Source organism: Anaerocolumna chitinilytica, assembly GCF_014218355.1.
In the GTDB taxonomy this organism is placed as follows: Bacteria; Bacillota; Clostridia; order Lachnospirales; family Lachnospiraceae; genus Anaerocolumna; species Anaerocolumna chitinilytica.
Window position 1 is genome coordinate 850,020 of record NZ_AP023368.1, and the last position, 22,444, is coordinate 872,463.

Here is a 22,444-nt window from a genome sequence, read left to right on the forward strand (position 1 = left end):
CTTTCTCCAATTTTCCAAAAGGAGCGAAAGAATATAAACGAAAGGACAGAGTCCTTGAGTTTTCAATTTATGTAAATTAGTGTAAGGCAATAAAGAAAGGAAAAGGATAAAGCATGTCATTAAAGTTCATTATGGGACACTCCGGTTCAGGAAAATCCTACAGGCTTTACCATGAAATCATAGAAAAGTCCATGGAGCATCCGGATGCAGGGTATCTGGTTCTGGTGCCGGAACAATTTACACTCCAGACCCAGAAGGATATTGTCACCATGCACCCCCTTAAGGGAACCATGAACATTGATATCTTAAGCTTTATGCGTCTGGCTTACAGGATATTCGATGAAACCGGTAAAGATGAGAGAAAAATACTGGAAGATACGGGTAAAACCATGGTACTTCGCAAATTGGTGGCTAACAAGAAGGAGGAATTAAAGTACTTCTCCCATGATGTGAATAAGCAGGGGTTTACAGAGGAACTGAAATCCCTGATATCTGAAATATGCCAGTACAGCCTGAAGATGGAGGATATCTCCAGGGTAAGCGAAAGCCTTAAGGGTAAAGAGCGGCTAAAGGACAAGCTCCATGACATTAAGGTAATATATGAAGCTTTTCAGGATTATATGGAGAATAACTATATAACGGCTGAAGAGATTCTGGAAGCATTAATTCCCTCCATCGGACGTTCTAAGTTGATTCGAGAGAGTATTATCTGTTTGGATGGCTTTACCGGTTTTACACCTTCCCAGTACCGTTTGCTGACGGAATTAATGAAGTATGCCAAAATGGTAATTGTAACAGTAACAATCGGAAAAGCAGAGTTAAGGGAGAAGGACGAGCCCTACAAACTTTTTCATCTTAGCCGTAAGACCATTGATAAACTCACAAAAATAGCAGCAGAGGAGAATATCCCGGTTGAAGAAACCTTGTTTATGGAGGAGTATTTTAAGGAAAAGGTACCAAGACGCTATCAGAAAAATAATGAGCTTGCCTGCCTGGAAGAAAATATTTTCCGTTATCGTATTCTTCCATTCCAAAAGCCTGTTGAAAATATTTTTCTTTACGGAGCTAAGAATAGGGAAGAGGAGGTAAATTATATTGTCCGCGGTATCAAATCCCTGGTAAGAGAGAAAAATTACCGTTACCAGGATATTGCTGTAGTCACAGGAGATATCACCTCTTATGGCAGGGAACTGCAAAAAGGGTTTGAAAGAGAAGGAATTCCATACTTTTTAGACAGTAAGAGAGATATCCTTGGAAACCCCTTTTCAACTTTGATTCGTAGTGCACTTATGATTGTATATGATAATTTCAGCTATGAGGGAGTCTTTGGATATCTGAGAACAGGATTAACCGGTATCGATAGAGAGGATATTGACCTGTTAGAGAATTATGTGCTTGCACTTGGAATCAGAGGAAAGAAAAGGTGGGAAGAGCCTTTCCTTCGTTTATCCAGAAGGACAAAAGAAGAAGACTTAACCAGGATAAATGCTGCCAGAGAGAAATTCTGTGAGATATTTCTGCCTTTTTATCAGGTAGCAAGTGATAAAAAACTGACGGTAAAGGATTATACCATGGCCTTATATGAGCTTGGAGTTAAGCTCAATGTACCTGGACAGCTCTTGGATTATGCAGAGAATTACTTAAGGGAGAACCGCTTATCGGAAGAGAAAGAATACCGCCAGATATATGCAGGCGTTATTGCCTTATATGATAAGCTGGTAGAGCTCTTAGGAGAGGAAAGGATGCCTATCCGAGAATATTCCCAGGTTCTGGAAGCGGGTTTAAGAGAAGCAAAGGTAGGACTTATACCGCCTGGACTCGATCAGATTGTAATTGGTGATATTGAGAGAACGAGGCTAAAAGACATTAAGGTGTTAATGTTCATGGGAGTAAATGACGGCATTATCCCAAAGAAACCATCGAAGGGTCTTATACTTACAGACAGTGACAGAGAGATACTAGAAGAAAAGGATGTAGAGCTTGCGCCAACAGGAAAGCAGGAAATCTATACGGAAAAGTTCTATCTTTACTTAAATCTTACAAAGCCGAAGGACTATCTCTATATTACATTTAGTAAATTAAGCGAAGATGGGAAGAAAATCCTGCCTGCTTATTTAATCAATGATATCCAGAAGATCTTCCCAAAACTTGATATAGCAGAGGAGGAAAGGGAGGACGTTAGTATAAGCGAAATCCTTAGTATCAAAGAAGGACTTGACTATCTGATAGAGGGGCTGCGGAAGTTTCCTGAGAGCAGAGAGGATCTTTTGTGGCAGGAGCTGTTTCAATACTATTTTAGAACACCAGAAAGACAAAGAGAATTATCACGGCTTATAAGGGCCGTATTCTATATTGATGAAGAAAAAGGACTGCAAAAAGAGGCTGCCAGGCAGCTGTACGGAGAAAAATTATCCGGCAGTGTCACAAGATTTGAGAAGTTTGCGGAATGTGCCTTTGCTCATTTTGCGGCGTATGGATTGGAACTGTCAGAAAGAGAGCAATACCGAATCAGTGCGCCGGATATCGGTAATATCTTTCATAAGGCTCTCGAGCTTTTTGCCAGAGAAATAAAAGATACCGGTTATAACTGGCACACCATTCCCGAGGATGTAAGAGAAAGGCTTAGTGATGCCTGCGTGGAGGAAGCTGTTAAGGATTACGGCAATATGATCTTTACGAGCACCAGGCGATACCAAGCCATTGTTAGGAGAGCCAAACGGATAGTAAACAGAACCCTGTGGGCGGTATGCAAGCAGATTGAAAGAGGAGACTTTGAACCGGAGGCCTTCGAACTGTACTTTTCCGACCGGAGCGCTCTTGACACACTTATAATACCCTTAGGAACGGAGGAGAGTATCAGTCTTACAGGTAGAATTGACAGACTGGACACCTACGAAGAAGTCGATAAATTGCTTCTTAGGGTAGTGGATTATAAATCCGGCAGCACTTCCTTTGATCTGAATTCCCTGTATTACGGGCTGCAGATTCAGCTTGCTTTTTATTTAAGCGCTGCAATTGAATTATATGGGAAAGACAAAAAGGACAAGGAAATATTACCTGCGGGAATTTTGTATTACAACATGGATGACCCTCTGGTGGAGCGGTCGGGAAATGTTGAGGAAAGTATCCTAAAAGCTTTAAAAATGAACGGTTTGGTTAATAGTGACCACGATATGGTAAAACATCAGGATAAGAGCTTTGAGACAGAAGGGGAAGGAGTACGGCCCTCTGTTAAGTCTGAGGTTATTCCGGTGGAATCCAATAAGGACGGTGAGCTGACCAAGCGTTCCCAGGGAGCCAGTACAGAGGATATCAGACTGCTCTTGTCCCATGTCAGAAATCTGGTGGGAAGTATCGGAGAAGGTATCCTAAGCGGAAGTACCAAGGCGGAACCTTATAAGATGGGTAATCATACGGCTTGTGAGTATTGTCCCTACAAAGACGTATGCGGTTTTGATACGAAGCTTGCAAGCTTTGAGTATAAAAAGTTAAAAATACTAGAAAAGGAAGAAATTCTGGAACGAATGAGGAAAGGAGGCAAGGAAGATGGAGTGGACAAGGGAACAGAAAAGGGTAATTGAAGCCAGAGGTAAGAATATCCTGGTATCAGCCGCAGCCGGTTCCGGTAAGACAGCTGTATTAGTTGAGCGTATTATTAACCGTATAACGGATAAAGAGAATGGAATTGATATTGACAGACTTTTAGTTGTTACCTTTACCAATGCTGCGGCGGCAGAAATGAAGGAGAGAATTCGAAAAGCCATTGATGACAGGCTGATGGCAGACTCTGATGATGCTGTTCTCCAGAGGCAGGCAGCTCTTATACATAATGCGCAGATTACAACTATCCATAGCTTTTGCCTTTCGGTTATCAGAGAGAATTTCCAGTCCTTGCCCATTGACCCCTCCTTTCGTATAGCGGAGGAAGCGGAGCTTACTTTGTTAAAGTCTGATGTGCTGGAAGAACTTCTGGAAGAGTATTATGAAGAAGGCAGTGAAGACTTCCTTGCCTTTTCGGAGGGCTTTGGCGGAGGAAAAACAGATATTGGAATGGAAGAACTGATACTTAACATCCATCGGTTTTCCATGAGTGCTCCCTGGCCTGAGGATTGGTATGAAAGACTAGCAAATAATTATGCCATACAAACGGCTGAGGAGCTAAAGGAAGCTTCCTGGCTGAAAGACCTTATGAAGCTGTTAAATCATATGGTAACAGATATACTTGCCATGTGTGAAGAGGCCTTGGCGCTTTGCAGACAGGAAGACGGACCGGCGGCATACTTCCCGGCTGTTAACAGTGATATGGAACAGTTGGAAGGTCTGACAGAAACCTATGACTATTCCTCTTTTGGTGAAAAAATCAGGAATATAGGATTTGCAAGACTTTCTTCCAAGAAAGAAGAGGGAGTTGATCTGAGGAAGAAAGAACAGGTCAAGGGGATAAGAGATAAGATCAAAAAGGCAGTATCCGACATCGTAAATAATTTTTATTTTCAGTCAGAAGAAGACATGGTTTCTGATATTGCTGCAATGAAACCTCATATTGAGGTGCTGATTAGACTATGCAGAGATTTTTCTGAAAGATTTCAACAGAAAAAGAATGAAAAAAATATAGTGGATTTTAATGATCTGGAACACTTGACACTGTCTGTTCTGGTAAAAAAAGAAGAGGGAGAGATTGTCCCTACTGCTGCTGCAGATGATCTTTCGGAGTATTACCAGGAGATAATGGTAGATGAATATCAGGACAGTAATCTAGTGCAGGAAATTATCCTGGAGAGCATAGCAGGGGGACGCTTTGGAAGACCCGACCGTTTTATGGTAGGAGATGTGAAGCAGAGTATCTATAAGTTCCGCCAGGCAGATCCAAGAATTTTCATGGAGAAATATGAGAGCTATCCTCTTTGGGAGCTGGAAGAAGAGGGAGTGAATGAGCGTATTGACCTTCATAAGAATTTTCGAAGCAGAGATGTGGTAATTGGCGGTATCAACAGTATATTCAAGAAGATTATGACAAAGAAACTTGGGGATATCGAGTATGACGAGAAAGCATATCTCTATCCTGGCGCAAGTTATCTGGAGGGAGACGGTGTTTCTGATAATACCGAGCTGCTTTTCATAACTACAACCCCAATCGAAAAGGATAAGGAGGAGAGTAAAAAAGAAGAGGAAGAGGAATATACCGCTAAGGAATTAGAGGCACTGGCGATTGCCCGGAGAATCAAGGAACTGACAGATCCTGAGACAGGAATTATGGTTCAGGACAAAAAAACCGGTGAGCTAAGAAGAGCTGTACTGGGAGATATATCAATATTGCTTCGTTCCGTGACTGGCTTTGCGGATATTTTTGCAGAGACCTTATTAGTAGAAGGAATTCCCACCCATACAGAAACCCAGACAGGATATTTTAAGACTCTTGAGATATCGGCAGCGTTAAATCTCTTACGTATTATTGATAACCCTAGACAGGATATTCCGTTTTCTGCAGTTTTAAGGAGTCCTATGGCGGAGTTTACAGACAATGAACTGGCAAGTATCCGTATGATTAAAAGAAGGGTAACTATGTACGAGGCAGCAAGACTTTACTGCACAGAGAATGAAAATGATTTATCTGAAAAGCTGGCAGTTTTTTTTGAAAAGTTAAATAAGTATCGGGATATGGCAGTGCAACTGTCAATTAATGAGCTTATTATCAGGGTACTGGAGGATACCGGCTACTATAACTATGTCTCTGCCATGCCAGGAGGCAATAAGCGAAGAGCAAATCTTGATATGCTGGTGCAGCAGGCGATTAATTTTGAGAAAACCAGTTACAGTGGATTGTTTCATTTTATCCGTTATATGGAACGCCTTGATAAGTATGATGTGGATTTTGGAGAAGCTAAAGTTACCGGAGAAGACGAAAAAAGTGTAAGGATTATGAGTATTCACAAAAGTAAAGGTTTGGAATTCCCAATTGTATTTGTTGCCGGTATGGGGAAGAACTTTAACCAGCAGGATTCCAGAGCAAAGATACTCTTGCATCAGGATTATGGTGTGGGTACGGACTTTTTGGATCTTACACTTAGAATTAAGGCACCTACCTTACTTAAAAAATTCATTCAGAAGCAGCTTATTCTAGACAGTTTGGGAGAAGAACTGCGTGTCCTCTACGTTGCTTTAACCAGAGCAAAGGAGAAGCTTATTCTGACAGCCGGTGTTAAGGATATGGATAAGTTATTGACGGAATATTCAAATAATATCACGGAGGTTAAGAAAAGTCTGAGCTTTCTCGAACTCTCCGGTGCAGTTTCCTATATTGACTGGTTGATGGCTGCTCTTATTAACCAAAATTGCTTTAACGAACTATTAGCTGCTCATGAAATAGCGAATGATTCCACAGCTGCGTATTTGGAAATTTCGAATTCTTTGAAATCTGAGAATTCTTTGGAATCTGCAAATTCTTTGGAGGAGAGTAGGTTCTCTGTTTGTGAAAACACTTACGAAATGCTCTTATTGAAAGAAAAAATAAATCAGGAAGTGAAAGCCCTGAAAGAAGATATACTGTTAAATAGGGATATGGACACGATATATGATGCAGGATATAAAAGTGAAATCCAGGACTATTTAAATTACAGCTACCCTTATGAGAATGAAAGCAATATCCATGCAAAACTAACGGTATCAGAATTAAAGAAAATGGGTCAAAAGGAGGAAGAGGAAGCCGCTGTAGAACTATTGGATGAGAACAGGCTGAGGGAAGCCGATTATCCGGTGCCGGAGTTTTTAAAAGAAGGAAAAACCGAAAAAGGTGCCGACCTTGGTACATTAATTCATAAGGTAATGGAACTGGCGGAATTCACCAGAATACAAGAGGAAGAAGATGTCCGTGAGTTAATAAATAAACTGGTAGCAGGTAAAAAAATCACAGAAGAGGAAGCCGGAGTTCTGGATGTGAAGAAATTTGGAGTATTTTTTGTGAGTCCCCTGGCAGAGAAGATGAGAAGAGCCGAGAAGGAAGGAAGACTTTACAAAGAGCGGCAGTTCATTATGGGAATGAAGGCAGAAGATATAAGTGAAGAGTATAAAAGTGAGGAATTAGTGCTGATCCAAGGTGTAATAGATGCTTATTATGAAGAAGATAATAAATTGGTGCTCGTGGATTACAAGAGTGATGTTCAGGTAACGGACGAGATATTAAGAAACCGGTACAGCCGCCAGTTGAATTTCTACCGCAGGGCTTTGGAACAGCTTACCGGGAAAAAAGTAAAAGAGAGTATACTTTATTCCTTCTGGCTTGGTAAAACAATAATAATTTGAGAATATATGTAAAATAATTCCTGGGTTTTGGGAATGTTGCACATACCAACACTTAAGTTTTACGTTAAACTAAATAAACAGAAACTGTTTCGAGATAATTTGTTTCATTTTGTCAGGTTTTGTGGTAGTATTATGCTAAATAGATAAAAAACGGGAAAAAAATATGTTAATAGTATGTAATATGTGGATATTATGCCTGTTTTTGTCGACTTCAAAAGTTGCATTTGTATGAAAAGATGCTATCAGGAGGATATGATGAGAGGGAACAAACCAATTTCGGCTAAAAAAGAGAAAAAGGATTTCAGGAATTTTCTAAAATTCGAAAGGAAGAAGAAAAACCTGGAACCAAGGCAGGAGGATGAGATTTTTGGGGAGAATGACCAAGCTAAAGTACATACAAATAAAGCAGTAAGCAAATCCAAAAAAAGGTCTAAAAAATCTGTAAATGCATTGCCAATGGATAAGAAAGCAAGAAAAGAGTACATAAAAGCAAAGAAGCAGGAAAGTAAGTTAATATTTGAAGCCATGTCAGTTGACAAAGGGATTTTAAGTAGGCTTAAGGAAACAAGAACAAAGATTATTCTTGCGGTATTAGTTCCGATTATATTTATGGGTGTTTACGGCGCTATATCTTATACGAAGTCTTCCACTGCCATAACAAGCAGTTACGAAACCAATATGGACAAGACAGTAAGTGCTGTAAGTGATTATCTCAATTTAGGATTTAGCACGGTACAGGATAAAGCAGTGGAATTACTGCTAAGTAAATCAGTTTCTAATTACTATGTAAGGCTGAACAAAGAAGATTCCATTGAAGACTACAATAATCTGAAGGCATTGCAGCAGGAAGTAATGGTCATCAATCAAACAAATCCCTTTGTTAGTGATGCATATATTTTTACCGGTACCGGAAAACCTATTGTAACCAACGGAAAAGCACCGGATGACTTATATGCCAAGTTTTTAGAATCAGAACAGGGAAAAACCTTTTCTGAGAAAAAGATAAGCAATCGATGGATAGGCAGACACTCCTCCATAGATGAAATTCTTGAGAGAGATGATTCTAAATATGCTTTGGCTGTGGTTACAAGAATGACGACCCCCGATGGTTTTATTATCCTCGATGTCAGCAAGAAAGAAGTCATGAGCTCCTTGAAGAATGTTACTACCGTTGCGGGTAGTATTGCAGCTTTAGTAGCTCCGGATGGTTCGGAGACTAATACCACAGAATCAGGCGATGCAGTTTTTACCAGTACTGATTTCTATCAAAAGGCGCTTAAATCCAATGATTTGGATGGTTCTCAATATGTGAAATACAAAGGAAGCAGCTATCTCTATGTATACAATACAATCGGTGATACCGGCAGTATGGTCTGCGCGCTGATTCCAAAAGCAGAGATATTAAAGCAGGTAAAATCTTTAAAAACCTTGAATATATTCTTTGTTGCATTTGCCAGTATTCTGGCGATCTTAATCGGTTATGTCATTGCTGTTGGCATAGCACAAGCTATCAGAAGACTTATGGTTTCTATATCAAAGGCAGCAAAAGGTGATTTAACCGTTGAATTTGATACGGATAAAAAAGATGAATTCGGTATTCTGGCAAAGAGCCTTGAGGATATGACTACCAATATGAAGCAATTAATTGGAGAAGCATATCAGGTAGGTAATAAAGTAACCAGATCAGCAGCAGAGTTATCCCAGACTTCTGACCAGATATTAACGTCTACCAAGGGAATCTCCCTGACAATTGATGAGATTGAGGGTGGTGTTGTACAACAGGCAGATGATACGGAGAAATGCCTTGGCCAGATGGCAAGATTATCCGATCAGATTAGCCAGGTATACAGCAATACTTATGAGATTGAAAAGAAGGCCACCGATACAAAAGTTGTTATCGGCGAAGGCATGGTAACCATTGACGAACTGGGTAAAAAGGCAAAAGACACCTCAGAAGTGACACAGACTGTAATAAAGAGCATCGAAGAACTGGAGTTAAAATCCAGAAGTATCAATAGTTTTGTCGGAATCATCAATGAAATCGCCGCTCAGACGAATCTTCTTTCCTTAAATGCTTCCATAGAAGCTGCACGTGCCGGTGAAGCAGGCCGTGGATTTGCTGTTGTTGCAGATGAAATCAGAAAGCTTGCAGATCAGTCAGTGGAAGCGGTAAGACAGATTCAAGACATTGTAAAGGATATACAGAACAAGACTCTTGGAACCGTAGAATCAGCTAAGATGGCAGGAAATATTGTTGATTCTCAGTCAGAGGCATTGAGTAAAACCATTGCTACTTTTGACAGAATTAATACTTATGTTGGAGGTCTTGTTAGTAATCTGGATAATATTTCAATTGGTGTTAAGAGTATTGAAGCAGCGAAAGAAGATACCCTTGATGCAATCAGAAGTATATCTGCAGTATCCCAGCAGACTGCTGCAGCTTCTGAAGAAGTTAGTGCAACTGCAAATGCTCAGATAGGTGCCGTTGAGAACTTAAGCCATTCTGCTACTGAATTGGAAGAGGATGCGAAGAACCTGGAGAAAGCTATTAAACTGTTTAAAATCCAGTAAATGTCACAGGCACTACCCTTTATGTGAATTATGGGAAATTGTCTTTTAATTTCCACATAATCCTGTATGAAACTTATAGAAGGGGATACACTTTTAATAAATGAATATACAGGGGCTGTTTTAGTGAGAAGATATTTCATTGAAACAGTCCCTTGTTAAAATCTAGAAAGGGTGTATAATTATATGAGTAAGACACAGACAAAAAAGGAAATAAAACCCATAGAAGAGATGGGACCTGATGAAAGATTAAAATATGAAATAGCTAGTGAATTAGGCCTTATAGATAAAGTGAGAGAGACCGGCTGGAAATCCTTATCTGCCAAAGAAAGCGGGAGGATAGGCGGTATTATGACAAAAAGAAAGAAACAAAGAATGATGGAGGGGCAGCAGAAAAGTCTGCAAAATGAGCCATGAAAAATAAGTTGTTGTTTATTTATAATCCCATGGCAGGTAAGAGTAAAATCAAAACCTGGCTTTCCAGCATCGTTGAATGTTTTGGAAGAGGGAACTACGAAATCGTAATTTACGCCACGAAGGGTAAAAAGGACGCTAAGAATATTGTAATAGACTGCTTGAAAAGGGATGACTATGAGCTTGTTGTATGTTCAGGAGGAGACGGAACCCTGAATGAAGTAATCAGCGGTATTATGGAACTGGAGAAGAAACCGGTTATCGGTTTTCTGCCTTCGGGCACTACCAATGATTTCGCCAGTAATCTGAAACTTCCCAAAAGTCTTCCCAAAGCAGCAAAAGTAATTATGCATGGAGAAGTATTTCCCTGTGATATAGGTGTTATCAATGGGAAGTATTTTACATATACCGCTGCCTTTGGTTTATTTACCGATGCTTCCTATGAAACACCTCAAATTTATAAGAATACACTTGGAAGAATGGCTTATATATTAGAGGGAATTAAGAGGCTTCCAAACTGGAAAGCCTATCATATGGAGATTAAATGCGAAGACCGTGTAATCAATGATAATTTTATATATGGAATGGTGACAAACTCCGTGTCGGTAGGAGGATTTAAAGGTATTGCAGGTAAAGATGTCCTGTTAGACGACGGACTATTTGAAGGCATCTTTGTTAAAATGCCTCAAAATGTAATAGAATTTCAAGCTGTTATCAATGATCTTTTAAAAGGAAACCTAAACAGTGATTTCATTTATTCCTTCCTCGTAAAAGAAATTAGTTTACTATGTGAGGAGATGGTTCCCTGGTCCTTGGATGGTGAATACGGAGGGGAATACAATACAGTGGAAATTAAAAACCTCCATAAGGCAATCACGATTATTCGAGGGGTGGATTAGCAGGCTTTCGTTCAAACTAAAAGCTGTTATGGCTCTTGCTTTTATAGTGCTTTATGAAAATCCTCTTTATTATTTAAATTTAGGGTTCTTATACCCAAAAAGTTCTTAATTGCAACGCAGATTCCTCCAAGCAGAATGGAAGAGTCCTGTAACAGGGAAGATTCAATACGTATAAAGCTGTTCATTCTGCTGTTTAAGGAATTTTCAATACGTTTGGTTAGAGCGGGAATGAAACTTGTAAAAGAGCTGTTGATAATGATAATGTCAGGGTTATAAGCATTAAGTACATTATTGATGCAAAGGCCCATTAGTTTTACGAACCGGTCAATGATATCCAGAGCGTCCTTATCACCTGATTCATAAAAGGAGACAAGCTGATCAAAAGTAATGCCATCCAATCCTTTTTTAGCTGCAAAGTCATTTAACAAGGCTCGCTCAGAAACGTATTGTTCCAGGCAGCCATGATTTCCGCAAGGACATTCCTTTCCATCAATTTCAATGATAGTATGTCCGAATTCACCGGCTCTACCGTTATATCCTGTATACAATTCGTTATGAATTAAAAGGCCAAGTCCGATACCGGAGTGAACACTTATATTCGCAATATTCGGATAATCGTGCATAAAGGTTCTTTCACCCAGAACAGAAAGGTTTGCTTCATTCTCGAGGTATATTGAGGTATGAAAGTACTCATTTAACTTGCCCGCAAGGTCATAATCCTGTAGATTATAGTAAGGTGCAAAGGAAACCTTATTCTCATGGACTACACCATGTATTCCCAGTGATATGCCCACTAAACCATAAGGGGTTGTGTCATTCTCAGGCTTTATAGAATCAATAACCTGTATCAGGGATTCCAGAATCGCATCCCTGGTCTTAGGAGTCTTTATTTGCTTTAAACGGCAATTCTCGCCCTGGAGATCCGTCAGCATAACAGAAATGGTATCTACGCCTAAATCCACGCTGATAATATATCCGGCCTTCCTTTGAAAGCTTAATAAGATAGGTTTTCGTCCAAAATCCGTATTGTCACAGCCTATTTCTTCCACCAGATTACGCCCTATCAAATCTGCGACAATTGCAGAGATAGTTGCCTTCGTTAAACCAAGCATTTTTGAAATGTTTGCCCTTGAAATCGGTCCTTGATTAATAATAGTTTCCAGCACCAAAGTACTGTTAATATCACGTATAAGCTCTTTGCTTCCTGTTATCATCTCGTATTCCCTCTAAGGTATCATGTATTTTTACTTATCCACTTGTTCTATATAATATAATAATTATTCTCAGAATGCTTCAACTTGGGAGTGAAATGTAATGCCTATTCCGACATGCCGCAATATTAGGCTTTGGATACAAGGCATATAACATCCCATTGTCCAGGCCATAGCAGCTTCATTACATACGACTGCACGAAATAGATGAATAATCTACTTCACATAATATTTATACTAACATACTTGACTTAAGTTGAAAAGACTCAGGGGTGTGAATTTCGCGATAAAGATTAAAATTGTTTAGCAGCCGGACTACTTTCTGGCATTTTGCTGAATATGGATCATGAGTAAATAATTTCATTGTGATAGATGAATAAATCCAGTTGACAAGTGGAAGAAATACTGGTATGATAAATACATCGATATAGTTTAGTTAATAAACAAAATGGAGGATATCAATATGGCTTATTTTGAAAAGGTTCAAAAAATTGAATTTGAAGGACCGGCAAGTACCAATCCGTTCTCTTTCAAGTATTACAACCCGTCTGAAGTTGTTATGGGAAAGACTATGAAAGAACAGCTTCGTTTTGCTATGTCTTACTGGCATACTTTTACCTATATGGGAAATGACCCGTTTGGTTCAGCAACTATGTTCAGACCTTGGGATAATCATGAGTGTTCCATGGAAGTGGCAAAAGAAAGAGTACATGCTGCTTTCGAGTTTATGGAAAAGGCTCAGATTCCTTATTTCTGTTTCCATGACAGAGATATAGCACCTGAGGGTAAAGACCTTGCGGAGACCAATGCTAGACTTGATGAAATCGTAGCAGTAATCAAAGAAGAAATGAAGCGTACTGGTATTAAATGTCTTTGGGGTACAACCAATGCTTTTGGAAATCCCAGATTCGTACATGGTGCAGGTACCTCTTGCAACGCAACGGTTTTTGCTTATGCAGCAGCTCAGATCAAGAAAGCAATTGAAATCACCAAGGAGTTAGGCGGAGAAAACTATGTATTCTGGGGCGGTAGAGAAGGCTATGAAACACTCCTTAATACGAACACAGAATTAGAGCTTGATAACATGGCAAGACTTCTTAAGATGGCCTGCAATTATGCAGAGCAGATTGGTTTTACCGGCCAGTTCTTAATTGAGCCCAAGCCCAAGGAACCTACAAAACATCAGTATGATACCGATGCAGCTACAGTAATGGCTTTCTTAAGAAAGTACGATTTAATGGATAAATTTAAATTAAACATCGAAGCAAACCATGCAACCCTTGCTATGCATACCTTCCAGCACGAGCTGAATATGTGCCGTATCAACGGAGTTCTTGGCAGTGTAGATGCTAATATGGGAGATCCTATGCTTGGATGGGATACAGACCAATTCCCTACTAATCTTTATGACACTACTCTCGCTATGTACGAGATACTATTAGGCGGCGGATTTACCAAGGGCGGACTTAACTTTGACTCCAAAGTAAGAAGAGGCTCCTTTGAAGAAGAGGATTTATTCCTTGCTTACATCGCTGGTATGGATGCTTTTGCCAAGGGATTGAAAGTAGCTGCCAAATTATTAGAAGATGGCGTATTTGAAGATTTCAAGGAAAACCGTTATGCAAGTTATAAAGAAGGCCTTGGCAAAGATATTGTGGATGGCAAAGCTGACTTTAAGACCTTGGAAGCTTATGCACTTAATAACGGAATAGCTCCTAATACCTCCGGAAGACAGGAAATGTTAGAGTCTATTTTAAACCAGTATATCTTAGAAACAAAATAAAACCAACAGTTAGACATATGAAGATATAAATAGTAAATTTGATGAGGCTATTGCAATTACGGATATTATGATAAAATTGCAATAGCCTTTGAACAGAAAAGAGGTAGGTATGCGCTTTATTGGTGTTGATTTAGGTACCTCATCGGTTAAATTACTGTTAATGGATGAAAAGGGATCTATTAAAAATATTGTAACAAAGGAATATCCCATCAGCTTTCCAAAGCCCGGCTGGTCGGAGCAGAACCCGGAGGACTGGTATTCAGCTCTTTGCGAGGGATTAAAGGAACTAGTAAAAGAGGAAGAAAAAAGTCAGGTTAAGGGAATCAGTTTTAGCGGACAGATGCATGGAATGGTAATTCTCGATAAGGAAGACCGTGTTATTCGTCCGGCAATTTTGTGGAATGATGGACGTACCGGTGAAGAATGTGATTATCTGAATGGTACCATAGGAAGAGAGAAGATATCTGCTTATACCGGAAATATGGCTTTAACAGGGTTTACAGCTCCAAAGCTTTTATGGGTGAAAAAGCATGAACCGGATAATTTCATCAGAATTAATAAAGTAATGCTTCCAAAAGATTATATTGCTTATTGTTTATCCGGAGTTCATTCTACGGACGTTTCCGATGCTTCCGGAATGCTGCTCTTTAATGTAAAGGAAAAATGCTGGTCCAAGGAAATGCTTGATATTGTAGGTCTGCAGGAAGAGCAGATGGCAAAAGTATATGAGAGCTTTGAGATAACAGGTACTATAAAAGAAGAGCTTGCAAAGGAACTGGGATTTCCATTGGATTGCAAGATCATAGCAGGCGGCGGGGACCAGGCAGTTGCGGCTGTAGGAACCGGTACCGTTGGCTCCGGCATGTGCAACGTGTCCCTTGGAACTTCAGGAGTAGTATTCGTAGCCAGTAAGGACTATTCCGAAATCAAAGACAATGCCCTGCATGTTTTTGCTCATGCTGACGGTAAATATCATTTTATGGGGGTTATGCTCTCGGCTGCAGCTTCCAATAAATGGTGGATGGATGAAATACTTAAAACCAAAAAGTATGGGGAAGAGCAGGAAGGTATCATAAAACTTGGAAAAAATAACGTCTTCTTTTTACCTTACCTTATGGGAGAGAGAACACCTCACAATAACCCTGACGCAAGAGGCACATTTATTGGTATGACAATGGATACTTCAAGAGAAGATATGACCCAGGCTGTATTAGAGGGAGTTGCCTTTGCTTTAAGGGATTCCTTTGAAATTATCAAAGCTACCGGTCTTTCTATCGACCGTATCCGTATAAACGGCGGTGGTGCAAAGAGCCCCCTTTGGTGCAAGATTATTGCCAATGTGCTGAATGTAAAAGTTGATAAGATTAATTCGGAAGAAGGACCGGCCTTTGGCGCTGCTATTCTTGCAGCCGTAGGTTGTGGAGAATACAAAACAGTGGAGGAAGCCGCCGGAGAGTTAATACAGGTAACAGAAACTACGGAACCGGAAGCAGAAATTGCAGCTTTGTATGATAAGAAGTATGAGGTATTCAAAGAAATCTATCCTACTTTGGTACCGGTATATTCAAAAATGGCACAAGCACAGGATTAATTGACAAGATAACGAATAGATAATAGAAGTTATAAGCAGCAATAAGATAAGCTGGAAGATAATTCAGCAGAGACTTATTGCTGCTTTTTTGTAGAATGAAAATATATATGGCTGTAAAGTATTAGATGCTTCATTTATAAGTAAAAAAACATAACTTGGACAACCTATAGTTAACTGTAAGTTAATTTTATTAACAGAAGTTAACTATAAATCCATTGTATAATATTCGCAAGGGTACTAAAATAAAAGCATGAAATGAGCAGTGATAGGAGAGGAGCTTTTTCTTATATGAATACTATCAACATAGGAAAAACAATATCAGAAAAACGAAAAGCAAAGGGTATTACCCAGGAAGAACTGGCGGGCTATCTAGGGATTTCAAAACCTGCCGTATCAAAATGGGAATCAGGACAGAGTTATCCGGATATTCTACTGCTGCCCGTTCTGGCTTCTTACTTTGATATTTCAGTGGATGAACTGATTGGATATGAACCTGGAATGTCCAATGAAGAGGTACGTAAGCTCTACCAGCGTTTAGCAGAGGATTTTGCAAAAAAGCCTTTTGAAGAAGTATATGCAGAATGTGAGGGGCTCCTTAAGAAGTATTATTCTTGTTGGTATTTGCAATATCAGCTTGGATTACTATATCTGAATCACTGTTCTCTTGCAGTAAAGCCTGAAAGGACACAGGAAGTTCTAGAAAGGGTAATTGAAATAATGGAGCTTGTAGAGCATGGTAGTGAGGATATCAGTCTTGCCAAACAGGCAAGGCAGCTAAGGGCCTATTGCTACCTTTGCCAGCAAAAACCTGTGGATGCTATAGAAGTATTGGAAAACTTAAGCGAACCACTGATACAGACAGAATCTCTGTTAGTAAAAGCTTATCAAATGAAGGGTGATAAGAAGAAAGCAATGGAATACCTGCAAGGTCATGCTTTTACAAACTTAAATAATTTGCTGGGCACAGCAGTGGACTTCTTTCAACTATATGAGGACCAGCCGGAGCGGATGGATATTTACTATGAGATATTTATCAAATTAATAGATATCTTTAAAATAGAGGAATTATATCCCGGAGGACTTTATACAATCTATCTGGTAGCAGCAGCTACTTATATCGCACAGGATAGAACGGAGAAGGCATTGGATGTATTAGATAAATATGCTGATCTGGCAAGGCGAACATTAGATAAGGATTTTACGCTCCATGCCAGTAATATATTTGATTGTTTGGATGGCTATCTTGCAACAATCGATGTACAGACAAGTGCTCCCCGAAGCGGTGAAGTGATACGAAGAGATATAAAGAATATTATTTCAGATAATCCGGTATTTTCTATATTGGAGAAAGAGGAACGTTTTCAGAAAATAAAGAGAAGTCTGCAAGAGCTTTATAAACAATAGCCGCTTTTGGGGCTGGAAAGAGGGAAGAGTGAAATATAAATCTTTCACTCCCCCCTGATTTTGTACGCGTGCGGTAACACCCTTGGGTGCTACTAAGCACGCAGATGGGAGCCAAAATGAATAGTTTAAATCAACTTAAGGAGTATCTGCCATTTATAATACCGCTTTTGGCAGTTCAGTTCTGTTTAATGATAACAGCCTTAGTGCACATCTTTCGGCATAACAGCTACCGTTTCGGAAATAGGATTCTTTGGATTATTATAACGGTAGGAATTAATACGTTAGGTCCTATTCTTTATTTTACAATAGGCAGAGGTGAAGAGTAATGGAAATTCTGGAATTACAGCATGTAAGTAAGAAATTCGGGGACAGACAGGTAATCGATGATTTGAGCTTTCAGGTTCCGGAACATTCCGTTTTTGGATTTATCGGTAAGAATGGTGCAGGTAAAACTACTACGATGAAAATGATACTGGGGTTTTTGCAGCAGGATAAAGGAGATATTTTTGTATGCGGTGATAAGGTCAGCTTCGGAAATGCAAAAACCAACCGAAATATTGGATATCTTCCGGATGTACCGGAATTCTACAGCTATATGACTCCGAAAGAATATCTGAAGCTGTGCGGGGAAATCACTGGACTGAAAAAAGAAGTCATCTCATCGAAATCTACCGAACTGCTGGAGATGGTAGGACTGAACGGTGTAAACAGGAGAATCAAAGGATTTTCACGAGGTATGAAGCAAAGGCTTGGAATAGCCCAGGCTTTGTTAAATGAGCCGAAACTCTTAATTTGTGATGAACCAACCTCGGCGCTGGACCCGGTTGGCAGAAAGGAAATACTGGATATCCTTTCACTGGCCAGAGAGAAGACCACCATAGTGTTTTCCACTCATATCTTATCAGATGTGGAACGCATCTGCGAAAACATCGGAATATTAGATCAGGGTAAGCTGGTATTAGAGGGAAGAGTGGAGGAGATCAGGGAAAGATACCGCAAAGATATCATTCGGATAGAATTAGACAGGCAATATCCAGGAGAAAGAGCGGCAGAGAGCTTGAAGAAACTTTGCGGAGTTGCAGAGGTGCATCGGGATAACCATGTGCTTGAAGTTCAGATACAGAATGGGAAAGATATAAGAAAAGATATCCTGACATGGATATTAACAGAAGAAATTCCTATTGTAAGGTACGAAATTATGGAACCCTCCCTGGAGAGTGTATTTCTGGAAGTAGTGTGAATTATTAAAAGGACATAATTCACACCCAAGATTAAGCCTGCGAAATCCTCGGAATAATCTTGAGGTTTATAGGAAAGGCATGGCTGTCAGTGAATTATAAAAGACATAATTCACACCCAAGATTATGCCTACGAAATCCTGGACATAATCTTAAAATCTGTGTTGCAGTTTATAGGAAAGGGTATGTAATATATGGGAGGCTTTCTTGCATTTACAAAAAAAGAATTTATAGAACAGATTCGTAATTTTAAGTGGTTGATCATCCTGATGGTTTTCTTCCTTTTTGGTATGACCAGTCCGTTGCTTGCCAAATTAATGCCGGATATTATTTCTTCTATGGATATGGGAGGACTAAAGTTAGAAATTCCGGAACCTACAGTTTTGGATGCCTATACCCAATACTTTAAGAATATGAACCAGATGGGGATTATCGTTGTGCTTCTGGTGTTTGGAGGTACCTTATCCAATGAGTTGATGAAGGGGACATTAGTAAATATACTGGCTAAAGGGTTATCAAGGTCTTCGGTATTACTCTCAAAATTTACCGCAGCTGTTAGCTTATGGTCCGTGGGTTTTATTCTGTCGGCTATTATAAATTATGTCTACACGGTATATTTATTTGAGGACAGCAAAGTCCAAAATTTATTTTTATCACTTCTTTGTCTCTGGTTGTTCGGTTGTTTTATTATTGCTTTGATTCTTCTATCCAGTGTGATAGCAGCCGGTTCTTTTGGTGGATTAATTCTTTCAGCAGCAATATTAGCTGTACTGCTGATACTTAATATCTTTCCGAAAACAGAGAAGTTCAATCCAGTTACCCTTGCCTCAAAAAACATGGCATTACTAAATGGTGCAGAGAAAGCACATTCTATCTATTTGACTATAGGCATAACAACTGCTCTGATAATTGGGTGTATCATAGTATCCATTCAGTTGTTTCGTAAGAAAAGAATATAAAAGAAAATTATTTACGCTATTTGTAGTTTAAATCGAATACATCTATAAGAATTATCTGCTCTGCTTCTAGAGAAAACAGCTGAATACCAGTTGTTTTCTCTAGAAGCAGTTTTATTATTGTAATGTACGGAATGAGTTGTCCCAGACTTTGTGTTTATCTTGTTCAGTGGTGTCCGGGCAGTTGATTGTTTTTCATATCTAGGGTATAATGCTTTTACGCATGTTCCAGCAGGAGGTAAAAATGTCTTTTTAGGAGGAACCGATGAGATTCAGACCATGTATTGACATACACAACGGAAAAGTGAAACAGATTGTAGGCGGAAGTCTGAGAGATGAAGAGAGCGAGGCCAAAGAAAACTTTGTATCTGAAAAGGGAGCGGAGTATTATGCTGCCCTTTACAAAGAGGATGGGCTAAAAGGAGGACATATTGTGCTTTTAAATCCTGCCGGGACTCATGAGTATGAGCTGGACATGCTCCAGGCACGGAAGGCTTTAAAAGCATATCCTGGCGGGCTGCAGATCGGTGGTGGTATTACGGATAAGAATGCAGCTGCTTTTCTTCAGGCCGGAGCTTCTCACGTCATAGTCACCTCTTATGTTTTCCGGGATGGTTTTATAAATTATGAGAATCTGAGAAAAATAACTTGTGAAACAGGTAAAGATAAATTAGTTCTGGATGTTAGCTGTCGCAGGAAGGGTGAAGATTATTATATTGTAACGGATCGCTGGCAAAAATTCACCAATGAAAGGCTTACACTGGAGCTTCTAAAAGATTTGTCCGGATATTGCGATGAATTTTTGATTCATGCGGTGGATGTAGAAGGAAAATCCTCAGGGATTGAGATGGATTTAATCTGTTTTCTGAGTAAATGGCAAGAAAGCCCTGTCACTTATGCCGGCGGGGTCAGTGGTTTTCCTGAGCTTGAGAGTATAAGAGAATACGGTAAAGGAAATATTGATGTTACTATAGGAAGTTCCCTAAGCTTGTTTGGAGGACCTCTTCCATACAAAAATGTAGTGGAATGGTTCACCAATCATGCCGGTTAAAAATCCATCGGGAAAAATTTTCTTAAATGAAAAGTAATCCGGAATGATAGTAACCGAAAATTATGGAATAGAAAGGATGCCATTATAAAACTTCTCTGAAGTGGTGTATAATGGCAGTACCGTAGGTGGAGCGGTATTTATTGGTGTAGGAATGGAAGCATATACAGGCTTTGCACAGGTTTATGACCGGTTTATGGACAATGTTCCTTATGAGGATTGGGCAGCAGATATTAGAAGGATTCTGGTGAACAATGGTATATCAGAAGGGATTCTTCTGGATCTTGGCTGTGGGACAGGAAGCATTACCAGAAGAATGGCAGATTACGGCTATGATATGATTGGAATTGATATATCCGAAGAGATGCTTCAGATAGCGATTGAAAAAAAGTACGATGAGGAGGAGAATATCCCGCCAAACAGTAAAAGAGAAGATATTCTCTATTTGAAGCAGGATATGAAGGACTTTGAATTATACGGAACGGTTGCTGCAATTGTATGTACTTGTGACAGTTTAAATTATATAACCAAAGAAGAAGAGCTTTTGCACATTTTTACTTTGGTGAATAATTATCTGGAAGCAGGGGGAATCTTTCTCTTTGATATGAACACGGAGTATAAGTACCGTGAGATTCTAAAGGACAGTGTAATTGCTGAAAACAGGGATGATTGCAGCTTTATCTGGGAGAATTATTTTGATAAAGAAACAAATATAAATGAATATCAGGTGACTATATTTGTAGAAGCACAAGAACAGGAAATAAGCCAGTCAAAGAGCAAGCTCTATGAAAAGTTCAGTGAAACCCATTATCAGAAGGCGTATTCTATCGATGTGATCAGACGATTATTAGAAGAAGCAGGAATGGAATTTATAGGGGTCTATGAAGCCTTTTCGGAGGAGCCACCAAAAGATACTACAGAAAGGGTATGTTTTATTGCCGGAGAAAAATTCCAAACCGGTAAAGTATACCTATAAATAACATGGAGATTAGGTTGAAAAAACGAAGAGATGTTTTTCAACTACGGATTTAGCAATATCAAATCGAAGATTTGATATTCACGAAAGGGGTTAATATGAAAGATTATATAGTAAGAGCAACCGCAGCAGATAATCAGATACGAGCCTTTGCAGCGACTACCAGGAATCTGGTGGAGCATGCAAGAAGTATCCATAATACAAGTCCGGTAGCGACAGCTGCTTTGGGAAGACTTTTGACTGCAGGAGCCATGATGGGCAGCATGATGAAAGGAACGGATGATTTATTGACACTTCAGATAAAAAGTGATGGACCTATCGGAGGGATTACGGTAACAGCTGATTCCATGGCAAATGTAAAAGGTTATGTATATCACCCGGAGGTTATGCTTCCCCCCAGTTCTAAAGGTAAATTAGACGTGGGAGGTGCTCTAAGGCCCGGAATATTAAGCGTTATTAAAGATATGGGACTGAAGGAACCTTATGTGGGACAGACAGAATTAGTGTCCGGTGAAATAGCAGAAGATATTACTTATTATTATGCGGTTTCTGAGCAGGTACCCTCTTCTGTAGCTTTAGGCGTTCTGATGAATAAGGAGAATACGGTAAGACAGGCAGGCGGTTTTATCATTCAGCTTATGCCTTTCGCAGAAGAGGAAGTAATACAGAAACTGGAGGAAAGAATAGCTGCACTGCCTTCTATCACTACTTTATTAGAGGCTGAAAACACACCGGAGAGTATCCTGACGCTGATTCTCGGGGACATGGGATTGACTTTCCATGATACAATGAATACGAATTTCTATTGTAACTGTACCAAGGAAAGGGTAGAGAAAGCAATTGTAAGTATCGGAAAAAAAGAAATACAGGAAATGATCGATGAAAATGAAACGATAGAAGTAAACTGCCATTTCTGCAGTACAAAATATCATTTTTCAGTAGATGACTTGAAAGAAATCATGAAAAGAAGTAAATAATTTTGATTATATGAACCGGCATTTGTATACAGCATACAGATGCCGGTTTTTTATAGTTTAATGGTACTAAAATTTCGTGA

The 22,444-nt window shown here is 39.5% G+C and carries 15 protein-coding genes; 14 read left to right on the forward strand and 1 reads right to left on the reverse strand.

Translation table 11 applies throughout. The features are described 5' to 3' along the window. Positions 1-113 precede the first annotated feature (113 nt). The 5 genes from addB to bsdcttw_RS03775 all read left to right on the forward strand — a co-directional run bounded on the left by addB (position 114) and on the right by bsdcttw_RS03775 (position 11,180). A complete protein-coding gene (addB, locus tag bsdcttw_RS03755) occupies positions 114-3,581 on the forward strand; it encodes a helicase-exonuclease AddAB subunit AddB (protein WP_185258078.1) in 3,468 nt (1,155 codons plus the stop codon). Next, on the forward strand, positions 3,547-7,299 hold the full coding sequence (addA, locus tag bsdcttw_RS03760) for a helicase-exonuclease AddAB subunit AddA (protein ID WP_185258079.1): 3,753 nt from the start codon (positions 3,547-3,549) through the stop codon (positions 7,297-7,299). Before addB ends, addA begins: the two co-directional genes overlap by 35 nt. A 255-nt stretch (positions 7,300-7,554) precedes the next feature. Further along, on the forward strand, positions 7,555-9,870 hold the full coding sequence (locus bsdcttw_RS03765; RefSeq protein ID WP_185258080.1) for a methyl-accepting chemotaxis protein: 2,316 nt from the start codon (positions 7,555-7,557) through the stop codon (positions 9,868-9,870). Between the two features lie 183 nt (positions 9,871-10,053). Further along, on the forward strand, positions 10,054-10,284 hold the full coding sequence (locus tag bsdcttw_RS03770) for a small, acid-soluble spore protein, alpha/beta type (RefSeq protein ID WP_225903783.1): 231 nt from the start codon (positions 10,054-10,056) through the stop codon (positions 10,282-10,284). Further along, positions 10,281-11,180, forward strand: a complete 900-nt coding sequence (locus tag bsdcttw_RS03775) for a diacylglycerol/lipid kinase family protein (RefSeq protein ID WP_185258081.1) — start codon at positions 10,281-10,283, stop codon at positions 11,178-11,180. The genes bsdcttw_RS03770 and bsdcttw_RS03775 overlap by 4 nt, the downstream gene beginning before the upstream one ends. 41 nt (positions 11,181-11,221) lie before the next feature. On the opposite strand, the gene bsdcttw_RS03780 is transcribed toward bsdcttw_RS03775, so the two are convergent. After that, entirely contained in the window at positions 11,222-12,394 is a 1,173-nt protein-coding gene (locus tag bsdcttw_RS03780) for an ROK family transcriptional regulator (RefSeq protein ID WP_185258082.1), read from the reverse strand. Positions 12,395-12,854: 460 nt separating this feature from the next. On the opposite strand from bsdcttw_RS03780, the gene xylA reads away from it, so the two are divergent. The 9 genes from xylA to hslO all read left to right on the forward strand — a co-directional run bounded on the left by xylA (position 12,855) and on the right by hslO (position 22,364). Continuing rightward, the gene (gene xylA, locus bsdcttw_RS03785; RefSeq protein ID WP_330602363.1) at positions 12,855-14,174 is read left to right on the forward strand and encodes a xylose isomerase; all 1,320 of its coding nucleotides are present in this window, start codon (positions 12,855-12,857) and stop codon (positions 14,172-14,174) included. Between the two features lie 109 nt (positions 14,175-14,283). After that, on the forward strand, positions 14,284-15,765 hold the full coding sequence (xylB, locus tag bsdcttw_RS03790) for a xylulokinase (protein ID WP_185259688.1): 1,482 nt from the start codon (positions 14,284-14,286) through the stop codon (positions 15,763-15,765). 288 nt (positions 15,766-16,053) lie between these two features. After that, a complete protein-coding gene (locus bsdcttw_RS03795; RefSeq protein WP_185258084.1) occupies positions 16,054-17,169 on the forward strand; it encodes a helix-turn-helix domain-containing protein in 1,116 nt (371 codons plus the stop codon). A 116-nt stretch (positions 17,170-17,285) separates the two neighbouring features. Beyond that, positions 17,286-17,495, forward strand: a complete 210-nt coding sequence (locus tag bsdcttw_RS03800; RefSeq protein ID WP_185258085.1) for a PLD nuclease N-terminal domain-containing protein — start codon at positions 17,286-17,288, stop codon at positions 17,493-17,495. After that, positions 17,495-18,409, forward strand: a complete 915-nt coding sequence (locus tag bsdcttw_RS03805) for an ABC transporter ATP-binding protein (protein WP_185258086.1) — start codon at positions 17,495-17,497, stop codon at positions 18,407-18,409. Before bsdcttw_RS03800 ends, bsdcttw_RS03805 begins: the two co-directional genes overlap by 1 nt. A gap of 192 nt (positions 18,410-18,601) precedes the next feature. Next, positions 18,602-19,366, forward strand: a complete 765-nt coding sequence (locus tag bsdcttw_RS03810) for an ABC transporter permease (protein ID WP_185258087.1) — start codon at positions 18,602-18,604, stop codon at positions 19,364-19,366. A 262-nt stretch (positions 19,367-19,628) separates the two neighbouring features. Next, the gene (gene hisA / locus bsdcttw_RS03815) at positions 19,629-20,414 is read left to right on the forward strand and encodes a phosphoribosylformimino-5-aminoimidazole carboxamide ribotide isomerase (protein ID WP_185258088.1); all 786 of its coding nucleotides are present in this window, start codon (positions 19,629-19,631) and stop codon (positions 20,412-20,414) included. Between the two features lie 151 nt (positions 20,415-20,565). Further along, positions 20,566-21,387, forward strand: a complete 822-nt coding sequence (locus bsdcttw_RS03820; RefSeq protein WP_185259689.1) for a class I SAM-dependent DNA methyltransferase — start codon at positions 20,566-20,568, stop codon at positions 21,385-21,387. Positions 21,388-21,485: 98 nt separating this feature from the next. Continuing rightward, on the forward strand, positions 21,486-22,364 hold the full coding sequence (gene hslO / locus bsdcttw_RS03825; RefSeq protein ID WP_185258089.1) for an Hsp33 family molecular chaperone HslO: 879 nt from the start codon (positions 21,486-21,488) through the stop codon (positions 22,362-22,364). Positions 22,365-22,444: the final 80 nt, after the last annotated feature.

What these genes read in the sequence shown, in the direction of transcription:
- hslO (WP_185258089.1), top strand. Translation starts at nt 21,486, where the DNA reads ATGAAAGATTATATAGTAAGAGCAACCGCAGCAGATAATCAGATACGA.
- bsdcttw_RS03800 (WP_185258085.1), top strand. Translation starts at nt 17,286, where the DNA reads ATGAATAGTTTAAATCAACTTAAGGAGTATCTGCCATTTATAATACCG.
- bsdcttw_RS03765 (WP_185258080.1), top strand. Translation starts at nt 7,555, where the DNA reads ATGAGAGGGAACAAACCAATTTCGGCTAAAAAAGAGAAAAAGGATTTC.
- bsdcttw_RS03770 (WP_225903783.1), top strand. Translation starts at nt 10,054, where the DNA reads ATGAGTAAGACACAGACAAAAAAGGAAATAAAACCCATAGAAGAGATG.
- xylB (WP_185259688.1), top strand. Translation starts at nt 14,284, where the DNA reads ATGCGCTTTATTGGTGTTGATTTAGGTACCTCATCGGTTAAATTACTG.
- addB (WP_185258078.1), top strand. Translation starts at nt 114, where the DNA reads ATGTCATTAAAGTTCATTATGGGACACTCCGGTTCAGGAAAATCCTAC.
- bsdcttw_RS03775 (WP_185258081.1), top strand. Translation starts at nt 10,281, where the DNA reads ATGAAAAATAAGTTGTTGTTTATTTATAATCCCATGGCAGGTAAGAGT.
- addA (WP_185258079.1), top strand. Translation starts at nt 3,547, where the DNA reads ATGGAGTGGACAAGGGAACAGAAAAGGGTAATTGAAGCCAGAGGTAAG.
- bsdcttw_RS03820 (WP_185259689.1), top strand. Translation starts at nt 20,566, where the DNA reads ATGGAAGCATATACAGGCTTTGCACAGGTTTATGACCGGTTTATGGAC.
- bsdcttw_RS03810 (WP_185258087.1), top strand. Translation starts at nt 18,602, where the DNA reads ATGGGAGGCTTTCTTGCATTTACAAAAAAAGAATTTATAGAACAGATT.
- bsdcttw_RS03780 (WP_185258082.1), bottom strand. Translation starts at nt 12,394, where the DNA reads ATGATAACAGGAAGCAAAGAGCTTATACGTGATATTAACAGTACTTTG.
- bsdcttw_RS03795 (WP_185258084.1), top strand. Translation starts at nt 16,054, where the DNA reads ATGAATACTATCAACATAGGAAAAACAATATCAGAAAAACGAAAAGCA.
- xylA (WP_330602363.1), top strand. Translation starts at nt 12,855, where the DNA reads ATGGCTTATTTTGAAAAGGTTCAAAAAATTGAATTTGAAGGACCGGCA.
- hisA (WP_185258088.1), top strand. Translation starts at nt 19,629, where the DNA reads ATGAGATTCAGACCATGTATTGACATACACAACGGAAAAGTGAAACAG.
- bsdcttw_RS03805 (WP_185258086.1), top strand. Translation starts at nt 17,495, where the DNA reads ATGGAAATTCTGGAATTACAGCATGTAAGTAAGAAATTCGGGGACAGA.